Source organism: Amycolatopsis sp. NPDC101161 (genome assembly GCF_044768185.1).
Taxonomy (GTDB): Bacteria; Actinomycetota; Actinomycetes; order Mycobacteriales; family Pseudonocardiaceae; genus Amycolatopsis.
On the sequence record NZ_JBIWPI010000002.1, the window covers coordinates 1,241,490 to 1,266,372 of the forward strand.

Below are 24,883 nucleotides of genomic sequence, written 5' to 3' on the forward strand. Positions count from 1 at the left end.
TTCGGTTTCCCCCCAACCGTGTCGGGAGTCAGCCTAGGACGCCGGAGGACGCCGGTCGTCCGCCGAAAGCGCTACTCAGCCCTGTTCGGCGCGCACGGCCTTCCGCACGGCTTCGGCGACCGCGGGCGCCACGGCGCTGTCGAACACGCTCGGCACGATGAACGACGCGTTGAGCTTGCCGTTGTCGACGACGTCGGCGATCGCGTCGGCCGCCGCGAGCAGCATCGAGTCGTCGATGTTGTTCGCGTGCGCGTCCAGCAGGCCGCGGAAGACGCCCGGGAAGGCCAGGACGTTGTTGATCTGGTTCGGGAAGTCGCTGCGGCCGGTCGCGACGACGGCGGCGTGCTTCTGCGCCTCGAGCGGGTCGATCTCCGGGTCCGGGTTGGCCAGCGCAAATACCACGGCGTCCTTGTTCATCGTGGCGACCTGTTCGGCGCCGAAGAGGTTGGGCGCCGAGACGCCGATGAAGACGTCCGCACCGGCCAGGGCCTCGTGCAGGGTGCCACCGACCTGCTGCTTGTTCGTGTGCGACGCGATCCACGCGAGGTTGTCGTCGAGGTTGCCGCGCGCGGAGTGGACGACGCCGTCGATGTCCGCGGCGACGATGTCGCCCGGGTTCTTGTGCAGCAGCAGGCGGATGATCGCCGAGCCGGCCGCGCCGACGCCGCTGACCACGATCTTGCAGTCCTCGATGTTCTTCCCGACCACGCGCAGGGCGTTGCGCAGCGCGGCGACGACGACGATCGCGGTGCCGTGCTGGTCGTCGTGGAACACCGGGATGTCCAGCTGCTCGCGCAGGCGCTTCTCGATCTCGAAGCAGCGCGGCGCGGCGATGTCCTCGAGGTTGATGCCCGCGTACACCGGGGCCAGCGCCTTGGCGATCAGGATGATCTCTTCGGTGTCCTGGGTGTCCAGGCAGACCGGCCACGCGTCGACGTCGGCGAACTTCTTGAACAGCGCCGCCTTGCCCTCCATCACCGGTAGTGCGGCGGCCGGGCCGATGTTGCCGAGGCCGAGCACCGCGGAACCGTCGGTGAGCACGGCGACGGTGTTGCGCTTGATGGTCAGCCGGCGCGCGTCCTCGGGGTTGTTCGCGATGGCCTGGCAGACGCGGGCGACACCCGGCGTGTAGGCGCGGGAGAGGTCGTCACGGTTGCGGAGCGCGACCTTGGGGGTGACCTCGATCTTGCCGCCGAGGTGGATCAGGAACGTGCGGTCGGAGACCTTGCGGACCTTGACGCCGGGCAGCGAGTCCAGCGTCTGGGTGATGTCGTTCGCGTGGTTCTCCGACAGCGCGTTGGCGCTGATGTCGACCACGATCGAGTCGGAGTGGGACTCGACGACGTCGAACGCGGTCAGGACCCCGCCGACGCGCCCGACGGCGGTGGTGAGGTCACCGGCCGCGCTGGACGAGGCCGGGGCCTCGACCCGGACGGTGATCGAGTATCCGGGACCGGGAACCGGCATGGCACTTACCCCCGCATGGGAAAGGTCGGGCAGGACGGGAGCGAACCTACTCCCGTGACCGCCCTCACGAAGGGGCCGATACCGGTACTGACCAGTAACTATGGCGTCAGCGGTTGATCTCGGTCTCGGGGTGCACGTAGGGCACCGTGTCGAGCGGGAAGGTGACGTCCCCGAACGGCGACAGCGCGCCCTGGCGGTCGGACGCGAGCTCGGTCACGGGGTGCTCGCCGTCATCGCCCGGCCAGGTCGGGTCGACACCCTTGTGCTTCTTCTCACCCTTGGCCACAACGTCCTCCACAGCCTTGCTCCGTCGTACGGGAACAGTCTGCCTGAGCCCGGGCGGCCCGGCGCAACCGCCCGGTATCCTGGCCTTCTATGCCCGCGACCTCCTTGGCGGACTGGCTGCGCGCGGAGTCCGACGCCGCACTCGAAGAGCTTCTCCGCACGCGGCGGGACCTCTCGACGCCTCCGCCCTCCGACAGCACGGTGCTGGCCACCAGGGCCGGCACCCCCGGCTCGGTCGCGCGCGCCTGCGAAGACCTGGACACCGTCACCATCGCCGTGCTCGAAGCGTGCCTGCTGGCCGGCGCGGACCGCGACCCGGTGCCGGTCGCCGAGGTCACCGGCCTCGTCGGCACCGACATCAGCGTGCCGCTGGCTCGGCTGCGCGCGCGGGCGCTGGCGTGGGGCCCGGACGACGCGCTGCGCGTGCCGCCCGCGGTCCGCGAGGCGCTCGGGCCGTTCCCGGCCGGGCTCGGCGCGTCGTCGCCGTCTCTGGCCGGCGAAGACCTGACCGCGCGGCTCGCGGAGCTGCCCGACGACGAGCGCGCCGTCCTGAACGCCCTCGCCGCCGGCCCGCCGATCGGCCGCACCCGCGACGCCGGGCTCGACCTGACGCTCGAGAAGGCCACGACCCCGGTGCAGAAGCTGCTGGCCCGCGGGCTGCTGCTGCGGCGCGACGACCAGACCGTCGAGCTGCCGCGCGAGCTCGGGGTCGCGCTGCGCGGGGGTGTCTTCGCGCCGGGCGCGCTCACCGAACCCGAGCTGCCCGTCCACCCGCACCAGACGTCTACTTTGGACAAGGCGGCGGCCGGTGAGGCGATGGAGTTCCTGCGCCACACCGAATCCCTGCTGCGGTCGTGGTCCGCGTCCCCGCCGCCGGTGCTCAAGTCGGGCGGCCTCGGCGTGCGCGAGCTGAAGAAGCTCGCCAAGGACCTCGAGATCGACGAGACGCAGGCGGTGCTGCTCGCCGAGCTGGCCGTCGGCGCCGGGCTCGTCGCGGACAGCGAGGCGACCGCGCCCGAGTGGGTGCCGACGACGCTGACCGACTCGTGGCTCGCGTCGCCGACCGCCCAGCGCTGGATGACGCTCGCCCAGGCGTGGCTGGAGCTGCCGCGGCTGCCCGGGATGGCCGGCGGCCGCGACGCCAAGGACAAGCCCATCGCGCCGCTGTCGGAGGACCTGCGCCGCCCGCTGGCCCCGGTCACGCGGCGGCGGGTGCTGTCCGCGCTGGCCGACCTGCCCGAGGGCGCCGGCGTGAAGAGCGTCGACGAACTCGTCGCGGTGCTGGCCTGGCGAGCCCCGCGGCGCGGCGGGCGGCTGCGCGACGAGACCGTCCGCTGGACGATGGCCGAGGCGTCCGCGCTGGGGCTGGTCGGGCTCGGCGGCGTCACGACGGCGACGCGCGCGCTGCTGGCCGACGACCGGCCGGGTGCCGTCGAGGCGATCCTGGACGCGCTGCCGGCGCCGGTGGACCACGTGCTGCTGCAGGCCGACCTGACGGTCGTCGCACCGGGCCCGCTCGAGCCGGAGCTGGCGACCGAGATGGCCGCGGTCGCGGACGTCGAGTCGGCCGGGCACGCGACGGTCTACCGGATCACCGAGACGTCCGTGCGGCGGGCGCTGGACACCGGGCGCACGGCCGACGAGCTGCACGCCCTGTTCAAGAAGAAGTCCGCGACACCGGTCCCGCAGTCGCTGAGCTACCTGGTCGACGACGTCGCCCGGCGGCACGGCCGGCTGCGCGGCGGCGCGGCGGCGTCGTTCCTGCGGTGCGACGACGAAGCGCTGCTGGCGGAGGTGCTGGCCAACCCGGTCGCGGCGGAGCACGACCTGCGGCTGATCGCGCCGACGGTCGTGGTCAGCCCGGACCCGCTGCACGAGGTGCTGGCCGGCCTGCGCGCGGCCGGGTTCGCCCCCGCGGCCGAGGGCCCGGACGGCCGGGTCGTCGACATCCGCCCGGGCGGGCGCCGGCTGCCGGCGAAGGCACGCGGGCCCCGGCGCAGCCCGGGTGAGCAGGCGGTGCTGACGCCGGACCAGGCGTCCCGGATCGTCTCGAACCTGCGGGCGGGCGACGCGGCATCGGCCCGCCGCCGGGGATCGGCCGTGCGGGCGCCGGTGGGCGGCGGCGCGGACACCTCGGCGACGCTGGAGCTGCTGTCGCGGGCGACGCTGGAGCGGCGTGAGGTCTGGATCGGGTTCGTCGACTCACGCGGGACGGCCAGCCAGCGGGTGGTCCGGCCGATCCGGGTCGGCGGCGGCGTCCTCGAAGGCGACAACAACGAGCGCTACTCGCTGCACCGCATCACCTCGGCGGCGCTGGTCGAAGACTAGAGCGCCCGCAGGCCGGCCAGGACGCGCTCCATGAACTCGCGGGACGACCGGTCCCCGAGGATCAGCTCCGTCTGGTGGATCAGCACCAGCCCGATGTCGGACATGTCGCCCACCAGCACCTTCACCACGCCCAGCGGCAGCCGCAGGTGGGCCGCGATCTCGGCCACCGAGCGCGTGTCCAGGCACAGGTCGCAGATGCGGCGGTGCTCGACCGAGCGCACGCCGCGGTACCGGCGGCCGTCGTCGGACGTCGAGACCAGGGCCTCCAGGGCCAGGTTGTGGTCGGACCTCGTGCGGCCGCCCGTCCGCGTGTACGGGCGGACCCGCGAACCCGCCGGGGCGACGGGCGCCGCGACGCGGGCCGGTTCCTCCCACGGCTCCGGCTGCGGGATCCAGCGGGTCTCCGGGTCCGGCGGGGGTGTCCAGCCGGTGCGCGGGTCGATCGGCGGGGCCCACGACGGCGGGGGCGCCGCCGGGGTTCTGGACACCGGGGGTCTCGGCGCCGGTGGCCGGGGCGGCGGCGGGCCGGGCGGGGCCGGCGGCCGCGGCGGGGCCGGCGGGCGGGCGCCGCGCGGGGGCGTCCACGCCGGCTCGAGCGGCGGGGGCTCCGGCTCGTAGCGCTCGTCGTCCTGCCACTCCGGCTCGGCGGGGTCGTAACCGTCGTCGTAGTCCTCGTCGGACGACGCCGCCGGGGAACCCCACTCGCGGGTGTCCTCGTCGGTGTAACCCTGCGCGTCCGGCTGCGGCCGCGCCGGCTTGCGCTTGGGCATGATCATCGACAGCGTCGACATGTCGAACTTGCTGGGCGAATCGAAACCCTCGCGCTCGGTGCCGCGGTGCAGCGCGTCCCAGCCGCTGGAGTCCGGATCGTCGAATCCCGAAATCCTCATCTTGTCCTACCCACGCACGCCGCCCTGCAGCTGCGCGCGCAGCTCGGGGGTGATCTGCTGGCCCACGCGCTCGACGAGCAGCGTCATCTCGTAGGCGACCGTGCCGATGTCGCACGTCGGCGCGGCCAGCACCGCCAGCGACGAGCCGTCCGACACCGACATCAGGAACAGGTAGCCGCGTTCCATCTCCACCACGGTCTGGTTGACGCCGCCCGCCTCGAAGCAGCGCGCGGCGCCGTGCGTCAGGCTGATCAGCCCGGACGCCACCGCGGACAGCTGCTCGGCGCGCTCCTGCGGCAGCCCTTCCGACGGCGCCAGCAGCAGGCCGTCCGCGGACACCAGAACGGCGTGCGCGGCGCCGGGTACCCGGCGCACGAAGTCCGTGATGAGCCAGCCGAACGAACCCTGGCCGGAAGCCGTCACTACTGCCCCTCCTTGCTCCTGCGGCGCCGCGCGCCGCACTCCGGAGTGGCCGGCACGGCCCACGCTCAAGCGTATTCGCCCCGCCGGAAGTGTCGAGTCGACCACCGGCCGGCCGCTGCGCACCCTACGTGTGCGCCCGGCCGCGCTCCGCGCCGGCCCGGCCGGGTCGGCGCGGGCGGAGCCCACCCCGCGGCCCGCGACGGCGGAGCGTCCGCGCAGGTCAGACCCGCCGACGCCGGACCGGGGACCCGCCGGGACCCCCGGCGCACCCCCGACGCGGCGACCACTTCGTCCTCCGGACGGCGGCAACGCTCCCCGAAGTGGGTGAAGCGCGTGGAGTTCACTCCAACGGCCGCATCCGGTTCGGGGCGTCATACCCTCAGCCCGCGCGCAGCGCCGTATCGTGCGCGATCGCGTGCTGGACGACGGAGATCAGCACCTGCTTGGCGGAGTCGCGCTCACGCGCGTCGCACGCCATGATCGGGACGGACGGCGCGATGGTGAGCGCGTGCCGGACGTCCTCGATCTGGTGGTGCAGGAGCCGGTCGAAGCAGTTGATCGCCACGACGTAGGGCAGCTTCCGGTTCTCGAAGAAGTCGATCGAGGGGAACGCGTCGGCGAGCCGCCGCGTGTCCACCAGCACGACCGCCCCGATGGCACCGACCGCGAGGTCGTCCCACATGAACCAGAACCGGTGCTGACCCGGCGTGCCGAAGACGTAGAGCACGAGGTCCGAGTCCAGCGAGATGCGCCCGAAGTCCATCGCCACGGTAGTGGTGGTCTTGTTGGGCGTGGCCGAGGTGTCGTCGTGTCCGACGCTCGCCTCGGTCATCATGGCCTCGGTGGTCAGCGGGTCGATCTCGGAGATCGCCCCGACCAACGTTGTCTTCCCCGAACCGAACCCGCCGGCGACCACGATCTTGGCCGACGAGGTCGGACCCGTCACCTGCGGCGCGTTCGCGTCGGAGTCAAATTCTCCGAAGCCCACTGAGCACCCTTTCCATGAACTCGATACTCGGGCGGTCGCCCACCGTCTGGTTGCTGGAGTGCACCAGCACCAGCCCGAGGCCCGCCACGTCACCAATCAACACCCGCACCACGCCGAGCGGCAGGCGCAGCAGCGCCGCCACTTCGGCCACCGACCGGGTGTCGAGGCACAGGTCGCAGATCGACCGGTGCTCGGGCACCCGGACCCGGTCGAGCATCCGGCCCTGTTCGCTGGTCGAGATCAGCGCCTCGATCGCCAGGTCGAGCGTCGCCTTCGTCCGGCCGCGGGTCCGGAAGTACGGCCGGACCAGGCCGGACGTCTCCATCTCCGTCGGCGGCGGCGCGTCGACGTACTCCTGGTGGGCCTGCTGCGGCAGCGCCGCCGCGAGCTCACCGGAGTCCGGGCCCGACGAAAAGTCGCGCTCGGTGCTGTACGCGGCGAAGTCCCGTGCGTCGTACAGCGGCCCGCTCGACCCGCCGAACAGCTCCGCGCCCGGCCCGCCCAGCAGCCGGTCGCGGTACTCACCGCTGCCGGCCTGGATCGGCCGGATCGGCTCCTGACCGGCATTGCTGTCGGTCAGCCAGTTCGGCGGTTCCCGCACGGGGTCGCTGTCGGACGCCTGCACCCGGCGCGACCGCCACTCGCGGTCGACCCGGTCCCGGAACGACTGCCAGTCTTCCCGGCCGTCGTCCGAGTGCTCGGACCACCCACCGGAGAAGTCGTCACCGAGCCGGCCATCGCCCCTCAAGCGCCCGTCGTCCACGGCTCTCTCCTCGGTTCCCGGGTCCTCAGCGGCGGATCGCCGCACCCTGCAGTTGCGCCCGCATCTCCGGAGTCAGCTGCTGGCCGACCCGCTCCACCAGCAGGGTCATCTCGTAGACGACCAAGCCGATGTCACTCTCCGGCGAACCGAGGACCGCCAGGCACGAACCGTCGGAAACCGACATGAGGAAGAGGAAGCCGTTCGCCATTTCGACGACCGTCTGCGCGACCGTTCCGCCTTCGAACACCTTGGCCGCACCGCGCGCGAGGCTCGTGAGCCCCGACGCCACCGCGGCCAGCTGGTCGGCCCGGTCCTTCGGCAGACCACGCGAGGCCGCGAGGAGCAGGCCGTCGGCCGACACCACGACCGCGTGGGCCGCGCCGGGCACCCGGTGCACGAAATCCGTGATCAGCCAAGCGAAGCTGCCGGCATTGTTCGCCTTGGCATGCGCCTGGCCGTTCGGCTGCGCGGAGCCACCCGGCTGCATTGCACCCGCCCGTGTCACTTTCACTCCTCACTGCTGTCTGTGGTGTTGCCACGCCCCGGAACCCTGCTGGTTTCCAGCTGTTCTTCGCCCGGGAGTTCCTTCAACGCGTGCCGTCCCGAGGTGTAGCCCCGCTGGAAGCTTGCCATCCGGCTCCGCGCCGCGGACGCCGAGCGGGTGATCGCACCCGTTCCGGGCATGCCCGCGGTGTTGTCCGCGAAGCTGTTCTGCGCCGGCGCTTCGGCCGAAGGGCTGTTGATCGACCCCGGGACCAGGTACTGGTTCGGGACGCGCTTGGGCAGCCCGGCCGGGGTGATCTCCTCGTTCTTGGACTCCAGCAGCGACTGCGCCGCCTGCCAGCCGTCGTCGGAGGCGCTGTGCCAGCCGTCGTCGGCGGGGAGGAGCGGGTGCCGGGTCGCGGCGGTCGGCTGCAGCTCGTCGACGGGCTCCTGGCGCCGGGCGACCGGTTCGGCCACCGGCTCGGGGGAGCCGGTGAGGGGCGGCAGGTTCGGGTCTTCACCCTCGCTCTGCGGCTGCACCGGGTCGGCAGTCGAGTCGTCGCCCTCACTGAACCAGCGTGACAGCACCGACTGGTAGATGGGCAGCCGCCGGGTGGGTACATCGTCCTCGAGGGCCGACGACCCGACCTCCGCCGCGGGCGGCGGGGGTGGTGGCGGCTCCTCCGGGGGGACGTACTTCGGCTCGCGCTTCGGCAGGACCAGCGGCGCGAACTGCGTGTCACCGGCCCGCGAGCTGGCGCCGTCGCCGTTCGGCTGCGGGGTCAGCGGCGCGAGGTCCTCGGCGGTCGGCCAGGCCGGCACGTCGGGCTTCGGCAGCTCGGGCGACAGGAACGGGCCCGCCGCGCGGCCGCCGCTGACCAGGTCGTCCAGGCTGATCGGCTGGTCGAGGGGCACCAGCCCACCCTGGTTCGCCACCGGCTCGGGAGCCGGCGGAGGCGGTGGGGGCGGCGGTGCCGAAGGCGGCACCGGCGTGTGCGTCAGCGTCTGGTCGAAGTCCGAACGCGCGGCCGGGATCGGGATGCTCGGCATCGACATCGACGTCTCGGACCGGTTCGCCGGCGGCGGGGTCTGCCGCTGCATGCCCGGGCGCAGCGGCGTGAGCAGCTCGGCCGGGACGACGACGCGGGCGATCACGCCACCCTCGATGTCCTCGTTCTCGCGCAGCCGGACCTCGATGCCGTGGCGCTTGGCCAGGCGCGAGACCACGTACAGGCCCATCCGCCGGGTCACCGACACGTCCAGGTCCGGCGGCTCGGCCAGCCGGGCGTTGACCTCGGCCAGCCGGTCCTCGGTCATGCCGACACCGTGGTCGGTGACCTGGATGGCCAGCGCCTTCCGGCGGGTCACCACGGCCCGGACGATGACCTTCGTCTCCGGCTCGGAGAAGTAGGTCGCGTTGTCGAGCAGCTCCGCGAGGACGTGCACGAGGTCGTGGATCGCGAGGCCCTGGACCGCGACGTCGGGCACGATGCCGACCTCGATCCGGGCGTACTGCTCGATCTCCGACACCGCGGCGCCGATGACGTCGGCGGCGGGCACCGGCTTGGGCACGGACTTGGCCAGGCCGGCGCCGGAGAGCACCAGCAGGGACTCACCGTTGCGCCGCAGCCGCGTGGCCAGGTGGTCGAGCTCGAACAGGCTCGCCAAGTGGTCCGGGTCCTGCTCGTCGGCCTCGAGGCGGTCGATGACGCCGAGCTGGCGTTCCACCAGCCGCTGCGACCGCCGGGAGAGGTTCACGAAGATGCCGTTGACGTTCTCGCGCAGGAGGGCCTGCTCGGCGGCCATCTTGACGGCTTGTTCGTGGACGATGTCGAACGACCGCGCGACCTCGCCGATCTCGTCGCGGGAGGTGACGGGCACCGGCTGGACGGCCTTCTTCGAGGCGCCGACCGGGTCCGGGTCGTCGAGGATCGCCTGCACGGTCTCGGGCAGCCGGGTGTAGGCGACGTCCAGCGCGCTCTTCCGCAGCACCCGCAGCGGGCGCAGCATCAGGCGGGCGACGACGAGCATCAGCGCGATCGCGGCCGCCAGCGCGGCGAGCACCACGGCACCGCCGACCCAGGCCGAGTTGACCGCCGCCGTGGCGAGGTCGTCGGCGCGGGTCTTGAGCTGGGCCAGCAGGTTCGACTCGACCGCGTGCAGCTTGTCCGCCGACACGGTGCTGTCCTTGCCGAGCGCGGTGGTGTCGATGCTCGGCGCGTCACCCTGCTGGGCGAAGGCGAAGGCCGCCGTCTGGATCCGGCGGCGGTCGTCGACCTCCGGGCCGGAGTAGGTGTCGTTGTAGAGCTGGCGCTGGTCGTCGTCGGCGTTCGCGAGGAACGACTGGACGGAGGCGTCGGCACTGGACGCCGACGCGCGCGTCTGGTCCAGGAGGTCGCCGGGGAAGTTGCCGCGGAACGCGGCGATCTGCAGCTCGGCGTCGGCGCGGGTGGTGAACTCCTTGGCCTCGCTGATCGCCTGCGTGCTCGTGCCCAGCCGGAGCACGTCCCGGTCGGTGACCGCGGTGGTCACCTCGCGGCCGAGCTCGATGAGCGAGTCGAGGATGCCCGAGTAGGCGGTCATGACCGTGATGTCGGGCAGGCCGCTCGAGGTGTTGAACGCCGCCCGCAGCGGGCGCAGGGCGTCGAGGCGCTGGAGACCGCGGGTGTAGCGGTCCTTGGTCGCCTGGTCGTCGTAGTTGAGGGTCGCCGCCGCCGAACGCAGGTTCGTCACCTCGCGGTCGACCTTGGCGATCTGCGCGTCCAGCCCGGTCTGCAGCAGCTGGTTGTTGGACGAGATCCGCGCGACGGCCAGCGAGCGTTCGTTCTGCAGCTCGTGCACCACCGTGGTGACCTTGACGGCGAACGCGACCTGGTCGGCCGTCCGCTGGAACTCCGCCGCCTGCTGGGCGTCGTCCACCACGCGCAACGTGCCCAGCGTGAGCGCGGTCAGCGTCGGGATCAGGAGGATCGCGGCCAGCTTCGAGCGCAGCCGCCAATCGCGCATGCCGGAGAACAGCCCGGCCTTCCGGCCCGGAGCATCTCCGGGCGACTGCGCAGGGGTCCCTCCTACCCCCGCGGCGTCTTCGTTCGGCACCGCCGCACCACCATCATCGTTCGTGCTCGTGAAACCCTGCTCGGTCCAGCGCCCGCCAGGGCGCATCGCGTTCTCCTCAGCCACTCGTCAGCACGCTCCCGGCGTTCCGGCTCGGCGGCCGATCGGCAGGAGCCAGCGCGAGACGCTACCCGTACGGGTGAAAAGATCGTCTTCGACGGGGGTTCCTGAACCCCGTCCGGCCGGACGGAATCGGTTCAGCTCGAGCATCACGGTCGGGTCCCTGCGCTGGTCTGCATCGGTCTGTTTGGTCGGTTCAGTCCACCGGCACGGCGGCTGAGCACGGCCAGGCAGTGGTCTCTGCGGGGGAGAATCTCTCAGGAAAAGCACAGTGAGCCCTGGTACACCGAAGTGGTCCGTCTTGATCGGCCATCCAGGCACTCTCTCTCACTACATCGGAGGTTGATACCTCCCCGCAGGTGCAGAGGGTAGCGAACGGCCGGGGAAGATGTAACCCTCCCGATGCTTCGTGCCCGATGTTGCACAGCGTTCGCTCAGTCGACGCACAGTTGGCCATCGGTTATTCAGGATCTGGCCCCTACGCTGGGTGAACCACTACGGCGAGTGGAGCAGTGGGTCTAGACCAGAGGCCGAAAGAGTGACGTGCGCCACCCGCTCAGGTATTGATCCCACCCGTTGTGAGCGAGCTGTCACCGCCTCTACAGTGGCCCGCGGGACTCCCCTGAGAATGAGTTACGTACTTCCCCGGGATTCGGTCCGCCAACCGTCAACATTTTCACCCAAGGAGCAGGCCTTGCTTGGAAACGCCATGAGCAGTGGCCGGGTTCGCACTCGCCGCGCCGCGCTCGGGCTCGCCCTCACCGTCGCAGCCGCCACGGCCCTCACCGGCTGCAGTGCGCTCGGCTCGGACGACTCGAGCGCCTCGTCGAACGGGGGCGGCCTGGAGAAGTCGAAGATCAAGGTCTCGATCATGCCGACGACCGACCTGGCCCCGTTCTGGCTGGCCCAGGACGGCGGCTACTTCAAGGCCGAGGGCCTCGAGGTCGAGCAGATCATCGCCAACAGCGGTCAAGCGTCGATGACGAAGGCGATCTCCGGTGAAGCGGACATCTCGCTGTCGACCTACATGCCGTTCTTCGTCGCCAAGAGCACCGGCTCCGCGGACGTGCAGCTGGTCGCCGACGGCACGTCGGTCAACGCCAAGAGCAACGCGATCGTCACGGTGCCGAACTCGACGGTCAAGACGGTCAACGACCTCGCCAACAAGCGGATCGCGATCACGGCGAAGAACACCGCGTCCGACATCCTCACTAAGTCCGTCATGAAGGACCACGGCGTCGACTTCAACAACGTCACCTGGGTCCCGATGCCGCTGCCGAACATGGCGGCGGCGCTGAAGGACAACCAGGTGGACGCGGCCTACATGCCGGAACCGCAGCTGTCCCAGGCGGCGAAGATCGCGGGCGCGACCCCCGTCATCGACATCAACACCGGTGCCAGCCAGGACTTCCCGCTGACCGGCTACGGCGCGACGACGAAGTGGGTCCAGGCGAACCCGAAGACCCTCGCGGCCTTCCAGCGCGCCATGAAGAAGGCCACCCTCGACGCGCTCAACGACCGCGCGAAGGTCGAGCCGCTGCTGGTCAAGTACGCGAAGATCGACGAAGACACGGCCAAGCTGCTCACCCTGCCGGGGTACGGCTCGACGCTGGACGCGCGGCGCCTCCAGCGGGTGCCCGACCTGCTGCTGCAGATGGGCGTCATCACCAGCAAGGTGGACGCGGCGTCGATGATCGCGCCGCAGGTTGCCAGCTGACGTGAAGAAACTGCTCCGAGGCTTGGCCGGCCTGGTCGGCTTCCTCCTGCTCTGGGAGGTCGTCGTCCAGGTCGGCCTGGTCAGCAAGACGTTCACGCCGCCGCCGAGCGTCGTCCTGGTCACCGTCGGGCACCTGCTGGGCGACCCCTCCTTCATCCGCGACATCGTCGCGACCATGCTGGCCTGGCTGATCGCCATCGCCATCGCCATCGCCGTCGGGGTGCCGGCCGGGTTGCTGCTGGGCAGCGTCCCGGTGCTGCGCACGGCCACCGCCGCGATCGTCGAGTTCCTCCGCCCGATCCCGGTCACCGCGCTCGTGCCGCTGGTGCTGCTGGTGCTCGGCTCCGGACCGGAGGCGAAGATCTCGCTGGCGGTGTACGCGTCGCTGTGGCCGATCATGTTCAACACCATCTACGGCATGGGTGAGATCGACCCGGTGCTGATGGAGACCGCGCGCGCGTGCGGGACCAGCCGGTTCCGCATGCTCTCGTCGGTCGCGCTGCCGCAGACCGCGCCGTTCGTCTTCACCGGCGTCCGGCTGTCGGCGACCATCTCCCTGATCGCCGTCGTCAGCGTCGAGTTCCTCGCCGGGTCGGAGGTCGGCCTCGGCAGCTTCATCCTGGTCGCCGGCACCGGTTCGATCCGGTTCGACCTGGTGCTGGCCGGTACCGTGGTCGCGGGGGTGCTGGGGTACCTGATCAACGAAGGTCTGGAGCAGCTGGGCAAGCGCCTGTTCCGCTGGAGCACCGTCGACCGGGAGGCGATCGCATGACCACGGCGACACTCTCCGGCCGGGTGGGCCGGCGCGCCGCCCGCGGCGCCGCGACCGTCGTCCGCAACTGGCTGCTGTTCGCGATCCTCGTGGTGGTCTGGGAGTTCGCCGCCCGCGCGGGCGGCAGCAAGTTCTTCCCGCCGCCGACGGAGATCGCGACCGCCGCGGCGAAGCTGTGGTTCACCGGGCCCGCGTCGCACCTCTTCCTCACCGACGCGGTGTTCGACAACGTGTTCCCCAGCCTCGGCCGGACGCTCGGCGGCTGGGCGCTGGCCGCGGTCGTCGGCGTCGTCCTCGGTGTGCTGCTCGGCCGGTCCGCGACCGCGATGGACTACGTCGGCCCGCTGTTCGCGTTCTTCCGCTCGATCCCGCCGCCCACGCTGATCCCGGTGTTCGCGGTGCTGTTCGGGCTGAGCTCGGGCATGCAGATCGGGTCGATCATCTTCGGCTCGGTGTGGCCGGTGGTGCTCAACGCGGTCGACGGCGTCCGGTCGGTCGACCAGGTGAAGGTGGAGACGGCCCGGTCGTTCCGGACCCCCAAGCGGTACTGGGTCGGCATGGTCGTGCTGCCCGCGGCGGCGCCGAAGATCTTCGCCGGGCTGCGGGTCAGCCTGTCCATCTCGCTGCTGCTGATGGTCGTCTCCGAACTGGTCGGCGCGTACAACGGCATCGGGCGGTCGCTGCTGAACGCCCAGCAGGACTTCGACTTCCCGACCATGTGGTCGTGGCTGGTGCTGCTGGGCATCCTCGGCTACGTCTTCAACACGATCTTCCTGGCCGCGGAGCGGCGGGTGCTGGCCTGGCAGCCGACCCGCCTCGGCCGCGACTGACGCTGGAAAGGCCTCTCCCATGTCAACCATGCTCGAAGTGTCCGGCCTCAGCCACCGCTACGGCACGGGCGCCAAGGCGCACACCGCGGTGAACGACCTGTCGTTCGCCGTCGAGGCCGGGCAGCTGGCCAGCATCGTCGGCCCGTCGGGCTGCGGGAAGTCGACGCTGCTGCGCTGCGTCGCCGGGCTGACCCCGCCGACCGAGGGCACGGTGAGCCTGCACGGCGACCGCGTCTCGGGCGTGCCGGACGACCTCGCCGTCGTGTTCCAGGACTACAGCCGGTCGCTGTTCCCGTGGCTTTCGGTGCAGAAGAACGTCGAGTTCCCGTTGCGCTGGCGGCAGATTTCGAAGGCCGAGCGGCGGACGCGGGCGGCCGAGGCCCTCGAGCAGGTCGGGCTTTCGGGCGTCGGCGGGAAGTTCCCGTGGCAGCTGTCGGGCGGCATGCAGCAGCGGGTGTCGATCGCCCGCGCGCTGGCCAGCCGGCCGGCGCTGCTGCTGATGGACGAGCCGTTCGCGTCGGTCGACGCCCAGACGCGCTTCGAGCTCGAGGACCTCACCCGGCGCGTGCAGCGCGAGCAGGGCAGCACGATCCTGGTCGTCACGCACGACATCGACGAGAGCGTCTACCTGTCCGACCGGGTGCTGGTGCTGTCGAAGTCGCCGGCGTCGATCGTGGCGGACCTGCCGGTCGGCCTCCCCGCCGCACGGGACCAGATCACGACGCGCGAGTCGGCGGAGTTCGTGACGCTGCGCGGCGAAGTGGCGCGCCTGCTGCACGGCGGCAGCCCCGCGGAGGCCGCGACGGCTGCTTCCGATGCCGCGGAGTGGGAGCTGGCGGAGCAGTCTTCGGACGTTTCGGAGAGCAGCAAGACCGGTAGCTGAGTCCACTTAGGACAACTGAAGCCGCGGCGGATCTTCTTGATCCGCCGCGGCTTTTCAGTTGTCCGCGGAGTCCGGGTGGACGAAGCCGGTTGTCGACAAGTCAGTACAACGTCCGGTCGGACGCCGCGACCTTGATGTGCACCAGCGTCGGCCGCGGGTCGGCCAGCGCCGCCGTCAAGCCCAGGACCAGGCCCGACGGCTCGGTGATCGTCATGCCTTGGCAGCCCATGCTCGACGCCAGCGCCGCGAAGTCGATGCCGCCCAGCTCGGTGCCGGGGAGCTTCGCACCGCCGATCGTCTCGCCGAGGATGCGGACCGCCGCGTACTCCGAGTTGTCCATGATGAGGATCGTCACCGGCAGTTCCTGCCGCGCGGCCGTCCAGAGGGCCTGGATGCCGTACATGCTGGAGCCGTCGCCGACCACGCCGACGACCGGACGGTCCGGGCGGGCGAGCGCCGCACCGACCGCGCCCGGGACGCCGTAGCCGAGCGTGCCGCTGGCCATCGTCAGGAAGCCCGTGTCGGTCTCCGTGATCGGCAGGTGGTCGTGCAGGATGCCGCGGTGACTGGGCGTCTCCTCGACGACGATCGCGCTGTCCGGCAACAGGTCCGCGAGCGTCGAGTAGACGAACTCGGCGGAGAGCTTCTCGTCACCGGGCTTCGCCGGACGCTCCAGCGGAGCCGGCGCGGGCCGCGTGCTGCGGTCGACGACGTTCAGCAGCGCGCGGATGCCCAGCTTCGGCGTCGCGCGGATACCGGTGCCTTCGAAGGCGCGCGCGAGGATCTGCTCGTCGTCGCTGAGGATGAACAGCGGCGGCAGCGGAGCTTCCCCGCGCCCGCGGTCGACGTGGTAGGTGAAGGCGGGCGCGCCGAGCACGAGAACGAGGTCGTGCCCGGCGAGCTTGTCCGAGACGGCGCCGCGTTCGGGGTCGAGGAAGCCTTGGAACAGCGGGTGGTCTTCGGGGAAGGAGCACCGGAACGACATGGGAGCGACGTAAACGCCGGCGTTGAGCCGTTCGGCGAGCGCGACGGTCTCGACGACGGCGCCGTCCTGGTCGACGGCTCCCCCGACGACGATGGCCGGCCGTTCACTGGCTTCGAGCGCGGCGACGAGTTCGTCGATCGCCTCGGGGTCGGGCGCGAACCCGCGGATGCGCGGCCGGGAGATGACCGGGCGTTCGGTGGTGGCGGTCCAGTCGTCGGCGGGAACGGACACGAAGACGGGACCGGACGGCGCCTGCGTCGCGACGTGGTAGGCGCGGGCGAGCGCGGCCGGGACGTCTTCGGCGGTGGCGGGTTCGATGGACCACTTGACGTAGGGCTTGGGGAAGCCGGGCGCGTCGATGGCGCCGAGGAAGGGATCGTGCGGCAGGAGGTTCCGCGTCTGCTGCCCGGCGACGATGATCAAGGGCGTGCGGTTGCGGTAGGCGTTGTAGAGGCTGCCGAGCCCGTGGCCGACACCGCCGGCGGAGTGCAGGTTGACGAGCACGGCTTGGCGCGTGGCTTGCGAGTAGGCATCGGCCATCGCCACGACGGCGGACTCCTGCAGGCCGAGGACGTAGTCGAAGTCGTCCGGCCAGTCGGTGAGGAAGGGGACCTCGGTGGTGCCGGGGTTGCCGAACAACGTGGTGAGGCCGAGTTCGCGGAGGAGCTCGCGGGTGGCGTCCAGCACCGTGCGCTTGATCATGCCCCCAGACTAATGCTTAGTCTTGCGAAGGAAAGCCCTCCAAGTGGCCGCAGTGACGATCAGCGTGCCCCCGGAGCGGTCCTTGGTGTCGCGGATCTGCGACACCGGGCCGAGGCGCACCTCAACGCAGTTCTCTTCGCTCCCGCTGTAGCTGGACTTACGCCACATCACGCCTCCAAGTCGGCGATCACCTCCCCGAGGAGAGCGGAGGATGCCTGCTCGCTCAGGGTCAGTACCGCCATCGCCCGCTGGGCGGCCTGGTAGTCGGCCACCTGTTGCTCATCGTAGAGGTAAGCACTTCCCCTGTACTGCTCCAGAAAGATGATCGGCGGCAGCTCGGTGTAGTCGAAGATGACGAACGAACCGTTGAGCCCCGGGTGGAACTCTTCGCTCTCCGGCAGGATCCGCAAGCTGATGTTCCGCCGCTTGGCCAGTTCGGAAACGTACTTGAGCTGCGAGAGCATGATTTCGCGGCCGCCGAGGCGCTGCCGGACCACAGCTTCGCCGAGGAAGACGGTGTAGGGAGAAGGGTCGCGGCCGGTCAGTACCTCCTGGCGCAGCAAGCGAACCTTCAGCCTCAGCCGCAGTTCCGCTTCTGCCCGCTGCCGACCACCGGTGCCGAGGATCGCCCAGGCGTACTCGGGGGTCTGCAGCAGTCCGGGGATCAGCAACGGTTCCCAGGCGAAGATCGCCGAGGCGGTGCGCTCGTACTCGATGAAAGCCGAGAGCTTCGGCGAGATGCCCGGGATGCTGTGTTCGAGCCAGTTGGGTTCCCGCGCGTACTCCGCCAAGTCCAGCAGGCGCTCCCGCTCCGCTGGTTCGACCCGCAATGCGCCGAGCAACAGGCCTACCTGCGCGATCTTCGGCACCCGCGTGCCGATCTCCCAGTGGGAGAGTTCCTGCGGCCGCACATCGACCATCCGGGCCAGTTCGCGCATGCCGAGACCGCGCGCCACCCGGGCCGTGCGCAAGCCGAAGCCCAGCGCCCGGCTCCTCGGCGTCGCTACTCGTGTTGACATGTGCGCAGTGTGTCACCGGTCACCGACAAAAACGGGAACCGGGGCCGTCGCACGAATGCGACAGCCCCGGCCCCCACAACGCTCAGCCGATCAGGCCCGACAAGCCGCTCCCCTTGAACGACCCCCAGCCCGTCACCTGGTCATACCCGGTGCCGGCGCTGAAGCCCGTCGTCCCGTGCAGGGTGTTGTTGCCCGTCGTCACGTCGTGGAACCCCGTCCCGTACGACGATCCGTTCCCGATCGAGTAGAACTTCGGGTTCAGGTTGCCCAGCCCACCGCCGTGGACCTGGTTCTGCAGCGTCGCGAACGCCGCCCACAGCGGGGCCGCGCCCGACGTTCCCCACACCGTCTGCCACGCGCCCGCCGTGTAGATGTAGTAGCCCGAGCCGCTCGCCGCGTCGGCCGAGACGTCCGGGACCTTGCGGTACGTCGTGCTCTGCGAGGACTGCCACGACGGCGCCGTGAACACCGTCGAGATGCCGCCGCCCGTGGAACCGTTGGACGCGCCGTCGTTCCACGCCTTCTCGCTGCTGTACGCGTTCGACGACGTCACCGTCAGCTGCGTGCCGCCGACACCCGTCACGTTCGGGCTGGACGCCGGGAAGTCGACCGCCTTCGCCGTCGAGCCCGTCTGGCGGTAGCAGTCGGTCGTGCCGTCGTCGCCCGCGGCCGCGAAGTACGAGATGCCCTCCGCCGTGCCCGTCGCGATCGCGTTGCTGACGCTCTTCGCCGCGCTCGAACCCTCCGCGGATTCGCAAGCGCCCCAGGAGATCGAGACGACGTTGACCGTGTGGTCCGACGCGATCTTCTGGTACATCGCCAGTTCGCCGGCGCTGGTGTTCGGGGCCTCGTAGACGTAGTCGCTCGCCGCGGCCGCCAGCGCGTGGACGACCTCGATGTCCAGCTCGACCTCGATCTGGCCACCGCCCGGCGACGAGTCGTAGTTCGCGCCGCTGACCGGGACTGTGGTCACCGAGCCCGCCGACAGGCCGTACGTGCTGTCGTACTTGGTGATGTTGGACTTCTGGTAGCCGTCGAACTCGACGAAGCCGACCTTCACGCCGCTGCCGGTCGCGGACAAACCGCTGGTGCCGTAAGCGGTCTTGAGCACCGGCGGGGTCACCGCCTTGACGACATTGGGTTTCGCGACGGCCTGCGCGTGCGTCCGCAGCGCGTGGTTGTCCAGGCCGACGACGTTGCCCACGACCGCGGACACGTCCGCGGGCACGGTCGGCGCGGCGTCGTTGGCGAAGAAGTCGCGGCCGGACACCTGGTCGTGGTAGGTCCCGATCCGGGTGTGGAACGCCGATTCCAGCTGGGCCGCCGAACCCGTGAACGTGATGGCCTGGCGGTTGCCGGAAACCTCGATCCCGGTCGCCCCCGATTTCTCGAGGAATGAGACGGCCTTGCTCACGTCGGCCTGGGTCGGGCCGAACTCGGCGGTGAACTGCGCGGGGGTCAAAAAGTGGTGGTATTGCGGCGACGCCGGGTTCTGCACATCGGCGAGGAACTTTTCCAGTGCCTGCTGGTTGTGCAGTTTCAGCGACAGCGCGGCGGTGATCGACTGCCCGCCCGCGACGTCGCCGACGCGGGCGCTGTTGACGAGCGGGGCGGCGCTGTCGGCCAGTGTGACCAGGGGTTCCGTCGCCGCCGCGGCGGGGACGGCCACGGCGAGGCCGAGCAACGCCGGCAGCGGCACGGCGGCCGCGACGAGCTTGCGCAAGCGCATGGGGAATTTCCTCTCGGCGGTGGGGACCGGGCCTGCGCTTGAATACTCGCCGCAGGTTGCCGAGAAGCATAAGAAGCCGTCAGGCCGCCCAGGAACCTACTTTTGGCTGCCGTTTCGCGGATCCCATTTTCATTTTCCGGAACGTTTACCTTTCCATGATCATTCGATTATCGTCCGGAATGCCCGAGATCGTCGACGCGGTCGACGATCTCCTGCGCCTCCGCGTTGCCGGAGAACCGCCGGGCGGCCGCCGAGAGCGAGTGCAGCCGCTGACGCGTCCGGGGCGACCGCAGGGCACCCGCGAGCTCGATCGCCTCCTCGCCGACGGCGCCGGCGACGTCGAGGTCGCCGTCCAGCGCGTGCACGGTGGCCAGCCAGATCAGGGTCAGCGACCGGCTGCGCGTCATGCCGCCGCGGTACCCGGCGATCGCCTCGGTGAGCGCGGGGATGCCGTCGCGGCCGTGCCGGATGTCGACCACCTGGGCCAGTTCGCCGTGCACCGTGCCGACCATCGCGGCGAGGTCGGCGGGCCCGAAGAACGCGTCCCACGGCGACGGATCGCGTCCCTCGGCTTCCGCGAACTCCTGGCGGGCGCGGCGCAGGTAGGTCAGCGCCTCGGTGACGTCGGCCTTCTTGGCGTGCGCCCACGCCTGGTTGGCCGACAGGATCGCCTGCGCGAGCTTGGAGTGGGCCAGCAGCGCCGCCTCCCGGCCGCGCGCGAACTCGGCCAGTGCCGCGTCGACGGCGCCGTAGTGCAGGTGCAGCCGTCCGATGCGGTAGCGGATGTTGGCCTGCAGGTCGTCGTTCCCGGCTTCGACGGCCAGTTCCAGCGCCCGCGCGAACGCCTCCAGCGCGGCGGCCGGGCGGTCCTGGTCGAAGTTCGTCCAGCCGGACAGGTTGTAGAGGTCCGCGACGGCGGTGCAGAGCCGCGCCAGCACGACGGTCTTGGTCACGCCGTCCAGCAGCGCCACGGCGGCGGGCAGCCGCGACTCGACGGCCGCCCGGCAGGCGCCACCGCCGTAGCGGTAGTCCAGGGCCCTCAGCTCCGCGACGACGTCTTCGAGCCGGCACACGTCGGCGATACCCACTCGCGTGCCGCCCCGCCCTTCACTGCCCGTCATGGCAGCCCTCCGTCCGTAGAGAGCTGCCGATGCCGGGCAGCTCCCGGTCATTCCCCGCCGGGCCAGGCCGGAGCCCGCTCCTTCGAGGGACTGGCACCGGGGAGTACCCCGGTGGCGGTGAGCACCACACCCGTGGCGGTTTCCGCGATCTTGACGGCGGCCAGCAGGCCGGTGAGGGCGAGCGAGCCGCCGAGCCCCAGCTTCTCGAACTCGTCTTCGGGGGTTTCGGTTCCGCGTTGCCGCGGTAGCGCGCCGGTCACGATTCGACCTTCCGGTTCGTCCCGGACGCGCTCGGGCGATCACCACGGGGAATCAGCCGCTCCCACGCGGCGGAAATCCACCGGATGGTCGGCATCCTGGTTTCCTCGTGGCTTCTCATCGAATTGACCGCGAACCGAATACGCGCGCCCACAGCGACGCCTCCCGCGCTAGCCGAACAATTCTTGACACCATCCGGGTGAACGGCAACACGCCCGTCGCAGATCACCCCGCCCCCGCCGGAACCGGCGGCGTTTCACGAGTCCACGCCCACGATAGCCAGCGCGTACCACGTCATCAGCCGCCAAGCAGCCCAACCGGCTCGGCGCGCGTGCACCTGCACGCGCGACGGCGGCTCGGCATTCGCAAGAACCGAATGCAATTTCAGGAGCACGATTCAATTACCGAAAATACTGGTACAACCACTTCGCGGATTACGCGATCGCCCACCGGACAACCGCGTATTCCGCGTGGCGCGACCGTCCGGTGTGCGGCTTCCGCGGTTCTTCAGGATTTGACGAGCTCCACCCACGTGCGCACCGTTTCGGCGTCGACCGGCGACTGCCACCCGCCCGGCCGGACCGCGCTCCCGACATGGAACCCGCGCACCCCGCCCGCGCGCAAGAGGTGGACCTGCTGCGCGCGCAGTCCACCACCGACGAGCAGCGCCGGCCCGCTGTCGCGCTGCGCGAGCCGCTGCAGCACGGAAAGCCCACTGGCTACGCCGTTGGGGTGGCCCGCCGCGAGCACGGTGTCACAGCCGAGCGCGGCCAGCTGGTCGTAGGCGCGCAACGGATCCCGGGTGCGGTCGATGGCGCGGTGGAACGTCCACGGCAGACCGTCGACCTCCTTGATCAGCGCTTCGCAGGCGTCCAGGTCGATCTCGCTGTCGATGTTCAGGAAGCCGAAGACGAACTCGCGCGCGCCCGCTTCGATCAGCCGGGCGGTATCCGCGCGCAGCCCTTCGAGGTCGCCGACGGCGAAGGAACCGTTGTCCCGCAACATGACCCGGACCGGGAGGTCGGTCGCCGAAAGCACGTCGCGCAGGGTTTCCACCGTCGGGGTCAGGCCGTCCTGCGCCATGTCCGTCACCAGTTCGAGGCGGTCCGCCCCGCCCGCCTGCGCGCCTTCGGCGTCCGCCGCGTCCAGCGCGATCACTTCCAGCAGGGGCGTCTTCGAGCTCATGCCTCAATCCGTTTCACTGGTTCCGGGTGTCGTCCCCCCTGGCATGACGCCCTCGCCGGAAGCCGCCTTGAAGGCTCGTCATCCGCTCGCGCACCGCTTCCGGGGAAAGAGAGAGTATCGGCCGCTGCTCGGGCACCGCTCCCGGCCCGGCGGCGACGTCGTCGGTCTGCAGGAACGGCCAGGTGTCCTCGGCGCCGTCCTCCTGCTCCAGCTCGGCCGGGGTCGGCCACTCGTAGGCGGGCTCGATCGCGGCCGGCGGCGCGACGGGCGCGAACTGCGGATCGGTGTCCTCGTCGTCCGGGTTCGGTTCGGGCGCCACCGGCGGCGGTGGCGGAGGCGGCGGTGGGAGCGCGGCGGCCAGCGCGTGCCGCGGCTGCGGTTCGACCGGCCGGGGCGCGGGAGCCACCGGGAGCGGCTCGGCGGGCGGGCGCTCGGCCGCCGCCGCGGGCGCGGCCGCCGCGTCGAACCAGCGCGACAGGACGTCGCGGTAGGCGGGCATCCGCTCGGTCGGGGCGTCGAGGTCCAGGTGCGAGTCGTCGTCCGCCGTCGGCCACTCCGGGCTGTGCTCCCGGGCCACCACGGGCGCCCGGCGCGGCGGGCCGGCCTCGATCGACGGAGGCGTCAGCTCCTCGGGCTCCGGTTCGGGCTCCGGCTCGGGTTCCGCCGGCGTGAGCGGGGCCAGCGGCGCCAGCAGCTCCGGCTCCGGCGCGGCGGCGGGCTCGGCGGGCGGGGGCGGGCCGGGCATCGGCGGCAGCTCGACGATCAGGGCGGTGGGCACCAGCACGGTCGCGACGAGGCCGCCGTCCGCGCCCGGGCTCAGGCTGACGTCGATGCGGTGGCGGGTGGCCAGCGTCGCGACCACGAACAGGCCCATCCGGCGGGACACCTCGACGTCGACGTCCGGCGGGTTCGCGAGCCGCACGTTGGTGCGGTCGATCTCGGCCTGCGGCATGCCGGCGCCGTGGTCGATGATCTCGATCTGCCAGTCGCCGTCGTGGGTCTCGGCGCTCGCGACGGTGACCGTCGCGTTGCCCGAGTAGCGCGTCGCGTTCTCCAGCAGCTCCGAGACGACGTGCACGAGGTCGTTGACGGCTTCCCCGCGCACGGCGACCTGCGGCGCCGGCCCGAGCTCGATCCGCTGGTAGTGCTCGACCTCCGAGAGCGCGGCGCCGATGATCTCGTCGGCCGAGACGGCGCCGGCGTCCTCGCGTGCCGAGTCCTGGCCGGACAGGACCAGCAGGTTCTCGCTGTTGCGCCGCATCCGCGTCGCGAGGTGGTCGAGCTCGAAGAGCCCGGCGAGGGTGTCCGGATCCTGCTCGTCGGCCTCCATCCGGTCCAGCACCGACAGCTGCCGCTCGACGAGGTCCTGGCTGCGCTGCGAGAGGTTGACGAACATCGCGTTGACGTTCTCGCGCAGCATCGCCTGCTCGCCGGCCAGCCGGACGGCTTCGCCGTGCACCGCGTCGAACGCCCGCGCCACCTGGCCGAGCTCCTCTCGCGTGAAGACCGGAACCGGCGCGACGGCCAGCCGTTTGCGCAGGTTCTCCGGGGCGGGCTCGGGGTCGGTGAGCAGGTTCTGCACGGCCGCGGGCAGCCGGTGCTCGGCGACCTCGAGGGCCGTCCGGCGCAGGATCCGCAGCGGGCGCAGCAGCGAGCGCGCGATGACCACCGACAGCACGCCCGCGACGAGCAGGACGCCCAGCACGACCCCGCCGTCCCAGATCGCCGCCGTGCGCGCCTGTGCCGCCAAGGAGTCCGTGCGTTCCTGCAACTGGACCAGCAGGGCCTGCTGCACCTGGTGGGCGAGGTTGACCGTGTGCGTCGCCGAGACGTCCCACTGGTTGGGGTCGAGGCCGTTGAGGTTCTGGCCGTTCTCGGTGCGGGTGAGCGCGGACTCGACCATGTCGTTGCCGATGTCGACGACCAGGCCGATCACCGTGTCGTCGAACATCCGCTGCTGCTCGGGCGTCGCGAAGGTGCGGTAGTCGTTGCGCGCGGCGGCGAGCTCGGCTTCGGCGCCGAGCAGGGAGCGCGTGCGGTCGCGGTTGAGGCTGCCCTCGGCGAGCGCCTCGGCCAGCACCGCGCGCTTGACCGACATCTGGTCCTTGATCCGGGCCAGCGCGTTGCCGGCCAGGCGCAGGCGCGCGAGCTCGGGGTCCGAGACGTCGGCGGCGGCCGAGTCGCTGATGTCGAGCAGGCCGGAGATCAGCTCGCTGTAGGAGCGCAGCACGGCGTCGGCGGGGAACGCCGAATGCTCCGCGGAGAACCGGAGGCCGCCGAGCACGCGCAGCCGGTCGTCGGTCTGCTGCAGGCTTTCCGCCGCCTTGGCGTCAAGCCGCGGTTTACTGTCGGCGAGGGTCCGTTCGAACGTGCCGATCGCCTGGTCGACGCGTTTGCGCTGGCCGGTCAGGTCGGCGGTGTCGCCCTGGCGGTCCTGGGCGACGAACCGGACGGTGAGGTCGCGCTCGCGTTGCAGCTCGTGGAGGGCTTCGGCGACCGTGCTGTCGACGCGGCTGCGGGTGGCGAACTCGGCGAGCTGCCGGGCGTCGCGCAGGTCCGAGCTGATCCGCAGGCCGACGAGCCCGATGACCGCCAGCGCGGGGATGAGGAGGACGGCGAACAGCTTCGTGCCGAGACGCCAGTTGCGGAGCCGCCAGCGGCCGCCGGCCGGACGTGGATCCGCCGCGTCGCCGCCCTTGCGGGGACGCTTGTCGCGACGGGTCACCTGGTTTCCTTTTCCGCCGCGGACGGGAACCCGCGGATCTGACAGCACCTCGAACCTACTGAACGGTAGCCCGCCCCATGAAGATCCGAAAGCCGCGCTGGCGCGATACGGCCCTGCCCGCGATCGTATGGGGCGCGGACCATACGATCCAGCACG

General features: G+C 71.2%; 21 protein-coding genes. 5 read left to right on the forward strand and 16 right to left on the reverse strand.

What is annotated here, in order from left to right:
* Nucleotides 1–75: 75 nt before the first annotated feature.
* Together ACIRSS_RS17120 and ACIRSS_RS17125 are read right to left on the reverse strand one after the other, a co-directional pair.
* The gene (locus ACIRSS_RS17120; protein ID WP_400895745.1) at nt 76–1,467 is read right to left on the reverse strand and encodes an NAD-dependent malic enzyme; all 1,392 of its coding nucleotides are present in this window, start codon (nt 1,465–1,467) and stop codon (nt 76–78) included.
* Between the two features lie 106 nt (nt 1,468–1,573).
* Nucleotides 1,574–1,753, reverse strand: coding sequence for a hypothetical protein (locus ACIRSS_RS17125; protein ID WP_400897512.1), 180 nt, complete (start codon nt 1,751–1,753; stop codon nt 1,574–1,576).
* Nucleotides 1,754–1,842: 89 nt separating this feature from the next.
* Between ACIRSS_RS17125 and ACIRSS_RS17130 the strand changes: the two genes are divergently transcribed.
* Complete coding sequence (locus ACIRSS_RS17130) at nt 1,843–4,080, forward strand: helicase-associated domain-containing protein (RefSeq protein ID WP_400895747.1); 2,238 nt, start codon at nt 1,843–1,845, stop codon at nt 4,078–4,080.
* On the opposite strand, the gene ACIRSS_RS17135 is transcribed toward ACIRSS_RS17130, so the two are convergent.
* The 6 genes from ACIRSS_RS17135 to ACIRSS_RS17160 all read right to left on the reverse strand — a co-directional run bounded on the left by ACIRSS_RS17135 (nt 4,077) and on the right by ACIRSS_RS17160 (nt 10,789).
* Entirely contained in the window at nt 4,077–4,970 is an 894-nt protein-coding gene (locus ACIRSS_RS17135) for a DUF742 domain-containing protein (protein WP_400895750.1), read from the reverse strand. The two genes, ACIRSS_RS17130 and ACIRSS_RS17135, sit on opposite strands and share 4 nt — an antisense overlap.
* A gap of 6 nt (nt 4,971–4,976) precedes the next feature.
* Complete coding sequence (locus tag ACIRSS_RS17140) at nt 4,977–5,393, reverse strand: roadblock/LC7 domain-containing protein (RefSeq protein ID WP_329054659.1); 417 nt, start codon at nt 5,391–5,393, stop codon at nt 4,977–4,979.
* Nucleotides 5,394–5,772: 379 nt separating this feature from the next.
* On the reverse strand, nt 5,773–6,381 hold the full coding sequence (locus ACIRSS_RS17145) for an ATP/GTP-binding protein (protein ID WP_086676271.1): 609 nt from the start codon (nt 6,379–6,381) through the stop codon (nt 5,773–5,775).
* Entirely contained in the window at nt 6,362–7,144 is a 783-nt protein-coding gene (locus tag ACIRSS_RS17150; RefSeq protein ID WP_400895753.1) for a DUF742 domain-containing protein, read from the reverse strand. Before ACIRSS_RS17150 ends, ACIRSS_RS17145 begins: the two co-directional genes overlap by 20 nt.
* 25 nt (nt 7,145–7,169) lie before the next feature.
* Nucleotides 7,170–7,631: a roadblock/LC7 domain-containing protein gene (locus ACIRSS_RS17155; RefSeq protein ID WP_086676266.1), complete on the reverse strand. Its 462-nt coding sequence runs from the start codon at nt 7,629–7,631 to the stop codon at nt 7,170–7,172.
* A gap of 20 nt (nt 7,632–7,651) precedes the next feature.
* Nucleotides 7,652–10,789, reverse strand: coding sequence for a nitrate- and nitrite sensing domain-containing protein (locus ACIRSS_RS17160; protein ID WP_400895756.1), 3,138 nt, complete (start codon nt 10,787–10,789; stop codon nt 7,652–7,654).
* Between the two features lie 721 nt (nt 10,790–11,510).
* Here ACIRSS_RS17160 and ACIRSS_RS17165 point away from each other — a divergent pair.
* From ACIRSS_RS17165 to ACIRSS_RS17180, 4 genes are read left to right on the forward strand one after another with little or no spacing between them, the layout of a single operon-like run.
* Nucleotides 11,511–12,518, forward strand: coding sequence for an ABC transporter substrate-binding protein (locus ACIRSS_RS17165; RefSeq protein WP_400895758.1), 1,008 nt, complete (start codon nt 11,511–11,513; stop codon nt 12,516–12,518).
* A 1-nt stretch (nt 12,519) separates the two neighbouring features.
* Complete coding sequence (locus ACIRSS_RS17170; RefSeq protein WP_400895760.1) at nt 12,520–13,290, forward strand: ABC transporter permease; 771 nt, start codon at nt 12,520–12,522, stop codon at nt 13,288–13,290.
* Nucleotides 13,287–14,120: an ABC transporter permease gene (locus ACIRSS_RS17175; RefSeq protein ID WP_400895763.1), complete on the forward strand. Its 834-nt coding sequence runs from the start codon at nt 13,287–13,289 to the stop codon at nt 14,118–14,120. The genes ACIRSS_RS17170 and ACIRSS_RS17175 overlap by 4 nt, the downstream gene beginning before the upstream one ends.
* A 19-nt stretch (nt 14,121–14,139) precedes the next feature.
* Entirely contained in the window at nt 14,140–15,003 is an 864-nt protein-coding gene (locus tag ACIRSS_RS17180; RefSeq protein ID WP_400895765.1) for an ABC transporter ATP-binding protein, read from the forward strand.
* Nucleotides 15,004–15,103: 100 nt separating this feature from the next.
* On the opposite strand, the gene mdlC is transcribed toward ACIRSS_RS17180, so the two are convergent.
* The 8 genes from mdlC to ACIRSS_RS17220 form a co-directional block, all read right to left on the reverse strand.
* Nucleotides 15,104–16,690 carry a benzoylformate decarboxylase gene (mdlC, locus tag ACIRSS_RS17185; protein WP_400895767.1) on the reverse strand — a complete coding sequence of 529 codons (1,587 nt, stop codon included), beginning with the start codon at nt 16,688–16,690 and terminating at the stop codon, nt 15,104–15,106.
* 9 nt (nt 16,691–16,699) lie between these two features.
* Nucleotides 16,700–16,858, reverse strand: a complete 159-nt coding sequence (locus tag ACIRSS_RS17190; RefSeq protein ID WP_400895769.1) for a DUF397 domain-containing protein — start codon at nt 16,856–16,858, stop codon at nt 16,700–16,702.
* Entirely contained in the window at nt 16,858–17,709 is an 852-nt protein-coding gene (locus ACIRSS_RS17195) for a helix-turn-helix transcriptional regulator (RefSeq protein ID WP_400895771.1), read from the reverse strand. The genes ACIRSS_RS17190 and ACIRSS_RS17195 overlap by 1 nt, the downstream gene beginning before the upstream one ends.
* 82 nt (nt 17,710–17,791) lie before the next feature.
* Complete coding sequence (locus ACIRSS_RS17200; protein ID WP_400895774.1) at nt 17,792–19,438, reverse strand: protease pro-enzyme activation domain-containing protein; 1,647 nt, start codon at nt 19,436–19,438, stop codon at nt 17,792–17,794.
* A 167-nt stretch (nt 19,439–19,605) separates the two neighbouring features.
* The gene (locus ACIRSS_RS17205; protein WP_400895777.1) at nt 19,606–20,559 is read right to left on the reverse strand and encodes a hypothetical protein; all 954 of its coding nucleotides are present in this window, start codon (nt 20,557–20,559) and stop codon (nt 19,606–19,608) included.
* A 47-nt stretch (nt 20,560–20,606) separates the two neighbouring features.
* On the reverse strand, nt 20,607–20,819 hold the full coding sequence (locus ACIRSS_RS17210; protein WP_400895780.1) for a hypothetical protein: 213 nt from the start codon (nt 20,817–20,819) through the stop codon (nt 20,607–20,609).
* A 505-nt stretch (nt 20,820–21,324) separates the two neighbouring features.
* Nucleotides 21,325–22,002, reverse strand: coding sequence for a copper homeostasis protein CutC (locus ACIRSS_RS17215; RefSeq protein WP_400895783.1), 678 nt, complete (start codon nt 22,000–22,002; stop codon nt 21,325–21,327).
* A gap of 13 nt (nt 22,003–22,015) precedes the next feature.
* Nucleotides 22,016–24,727, reverse strand: coding sequence for a nitrate- and nitrite sensing domain-containing protein (locus ACIRSS_RS17220; protein WP_400895786.1), 2,712 nt, complete (start codon nt 24,725–24,727; stop codon nt 22,016–22,018).
* Nucleotides 24,728–24,883: the final 156 nt, after the last annotated feature.

What these genes read in the sequence shown, in the direction of transcription:
- ACIRSS_RS17165 (WP_400895758.1), top strand. Translation starts at nt 11,511, where the DNA reads ATGAGCAGTGGCCGGGTTCGCACTCGCCGCGCCGCGCTCGGGCTCGCC.
- ACIRSS_RS17195 (WP_400895771.1), bottom strand. Translation starts at nt 17,709, where the DNA reads ATGTCAACACGAGTAGCGACGCCGAGGAGCCGGGCGCTGGGCTTCGGC.
- ACIRSS_RS17190 (WP_400895769.1), bottom strand. Translation starts at nt 16,858, where the DNA reads ATGTGGCGTAAGTCCAGCTACAGCGGGAGCGAAGAGAACTGCGTTGAG.
- ACIRSS_RS17130 (WP_400895747.1), top strand. Translation starts at nt 1,843, where the DNA reads ATGCCCGCGACCTCCTTGGCGGACTGGCTGCGCGCGGAGTCCGACGCC.
- ACIRSS_RS17200 (WP_400895774.1), bottom strand. Translation starts at nt 19,438, where the DNA reads ATGCGCTTGCGCAAGCTCGTCGCGGCCGCCGTGCCGCTGCCGGCGTTG.
- mdlC (WP_400895767.1), bottom strand. Translation starts at nt 16,690, where the DNA reads ATGATCAAGCGCACGGTGCTGGACGCCACCCGCGAGCTCCTCCGCGAA.
- ACIRSS_RS17215 (WP_400895783.1), bottom strand. Translation starts at nt 22,002, where the DNA reads ATGAGCTCGAAGACGCCCCTGCTGGAAGTGATCGCGCTGGACGCGGCG.
- ACIRSS_RS17180 (WP_400895765.1), top strand. Translation starts at nt 14,140, where the DNA reads ATGTCAACCATGCTCGAAGTGTCCGGCCTCAGCCACCGCTACGGCACG.
- ACIRSS_RS17135 (WP_400895750.1), bottom strand. Translation starts at nt 4,970, where the DNA reads ATGAGGATTTCGGGATTCGACGATCCGGACTCCAGCGGCTGGGACGCG.
- ACIRSS_RS17160 (WP_400895756.1), bottom strand. Translation starts at nt 10,789, where the DNA reads ATGCGCCCTGGCGGGCGCTGGACCGAGCAGGGTTTCACGAGCACGAAC.
- ACIRSS_RS17205 (WP_400895777.1), bottom strand. Translation starts at nt 20,559, where the DNA reads ATGACGGGCAGTGAAGGGCGGGGCGGCACGCGAGTGGGTATCGCCGAC.
- ACIRSS_RS17155 (WP_086676266.1), bottom strand. Translation starts at nt 7,631, where the DNA reads ATGCAGCCGGGTGGCTCCGCGCAGCCGAACGGCCAGGCGCATGCCAAG.
- ACIRSS_RS17120 (WP_400895745.1), bottom strand. Translation starts at nt 1,467, where the DNA reads ATGCCGGTTCCCGGTCCCGGATACTCGATCACCGTCCGGGTCGAGGCC.
- ACIRSS_RS17175 (WP_400895763.1), top strand. Translation starts at nt 13,287, where the DNA reads ATGACCACGGCGACACTCTCCGGCCGGGTGGGCCGGCGCGCCGCCCGC.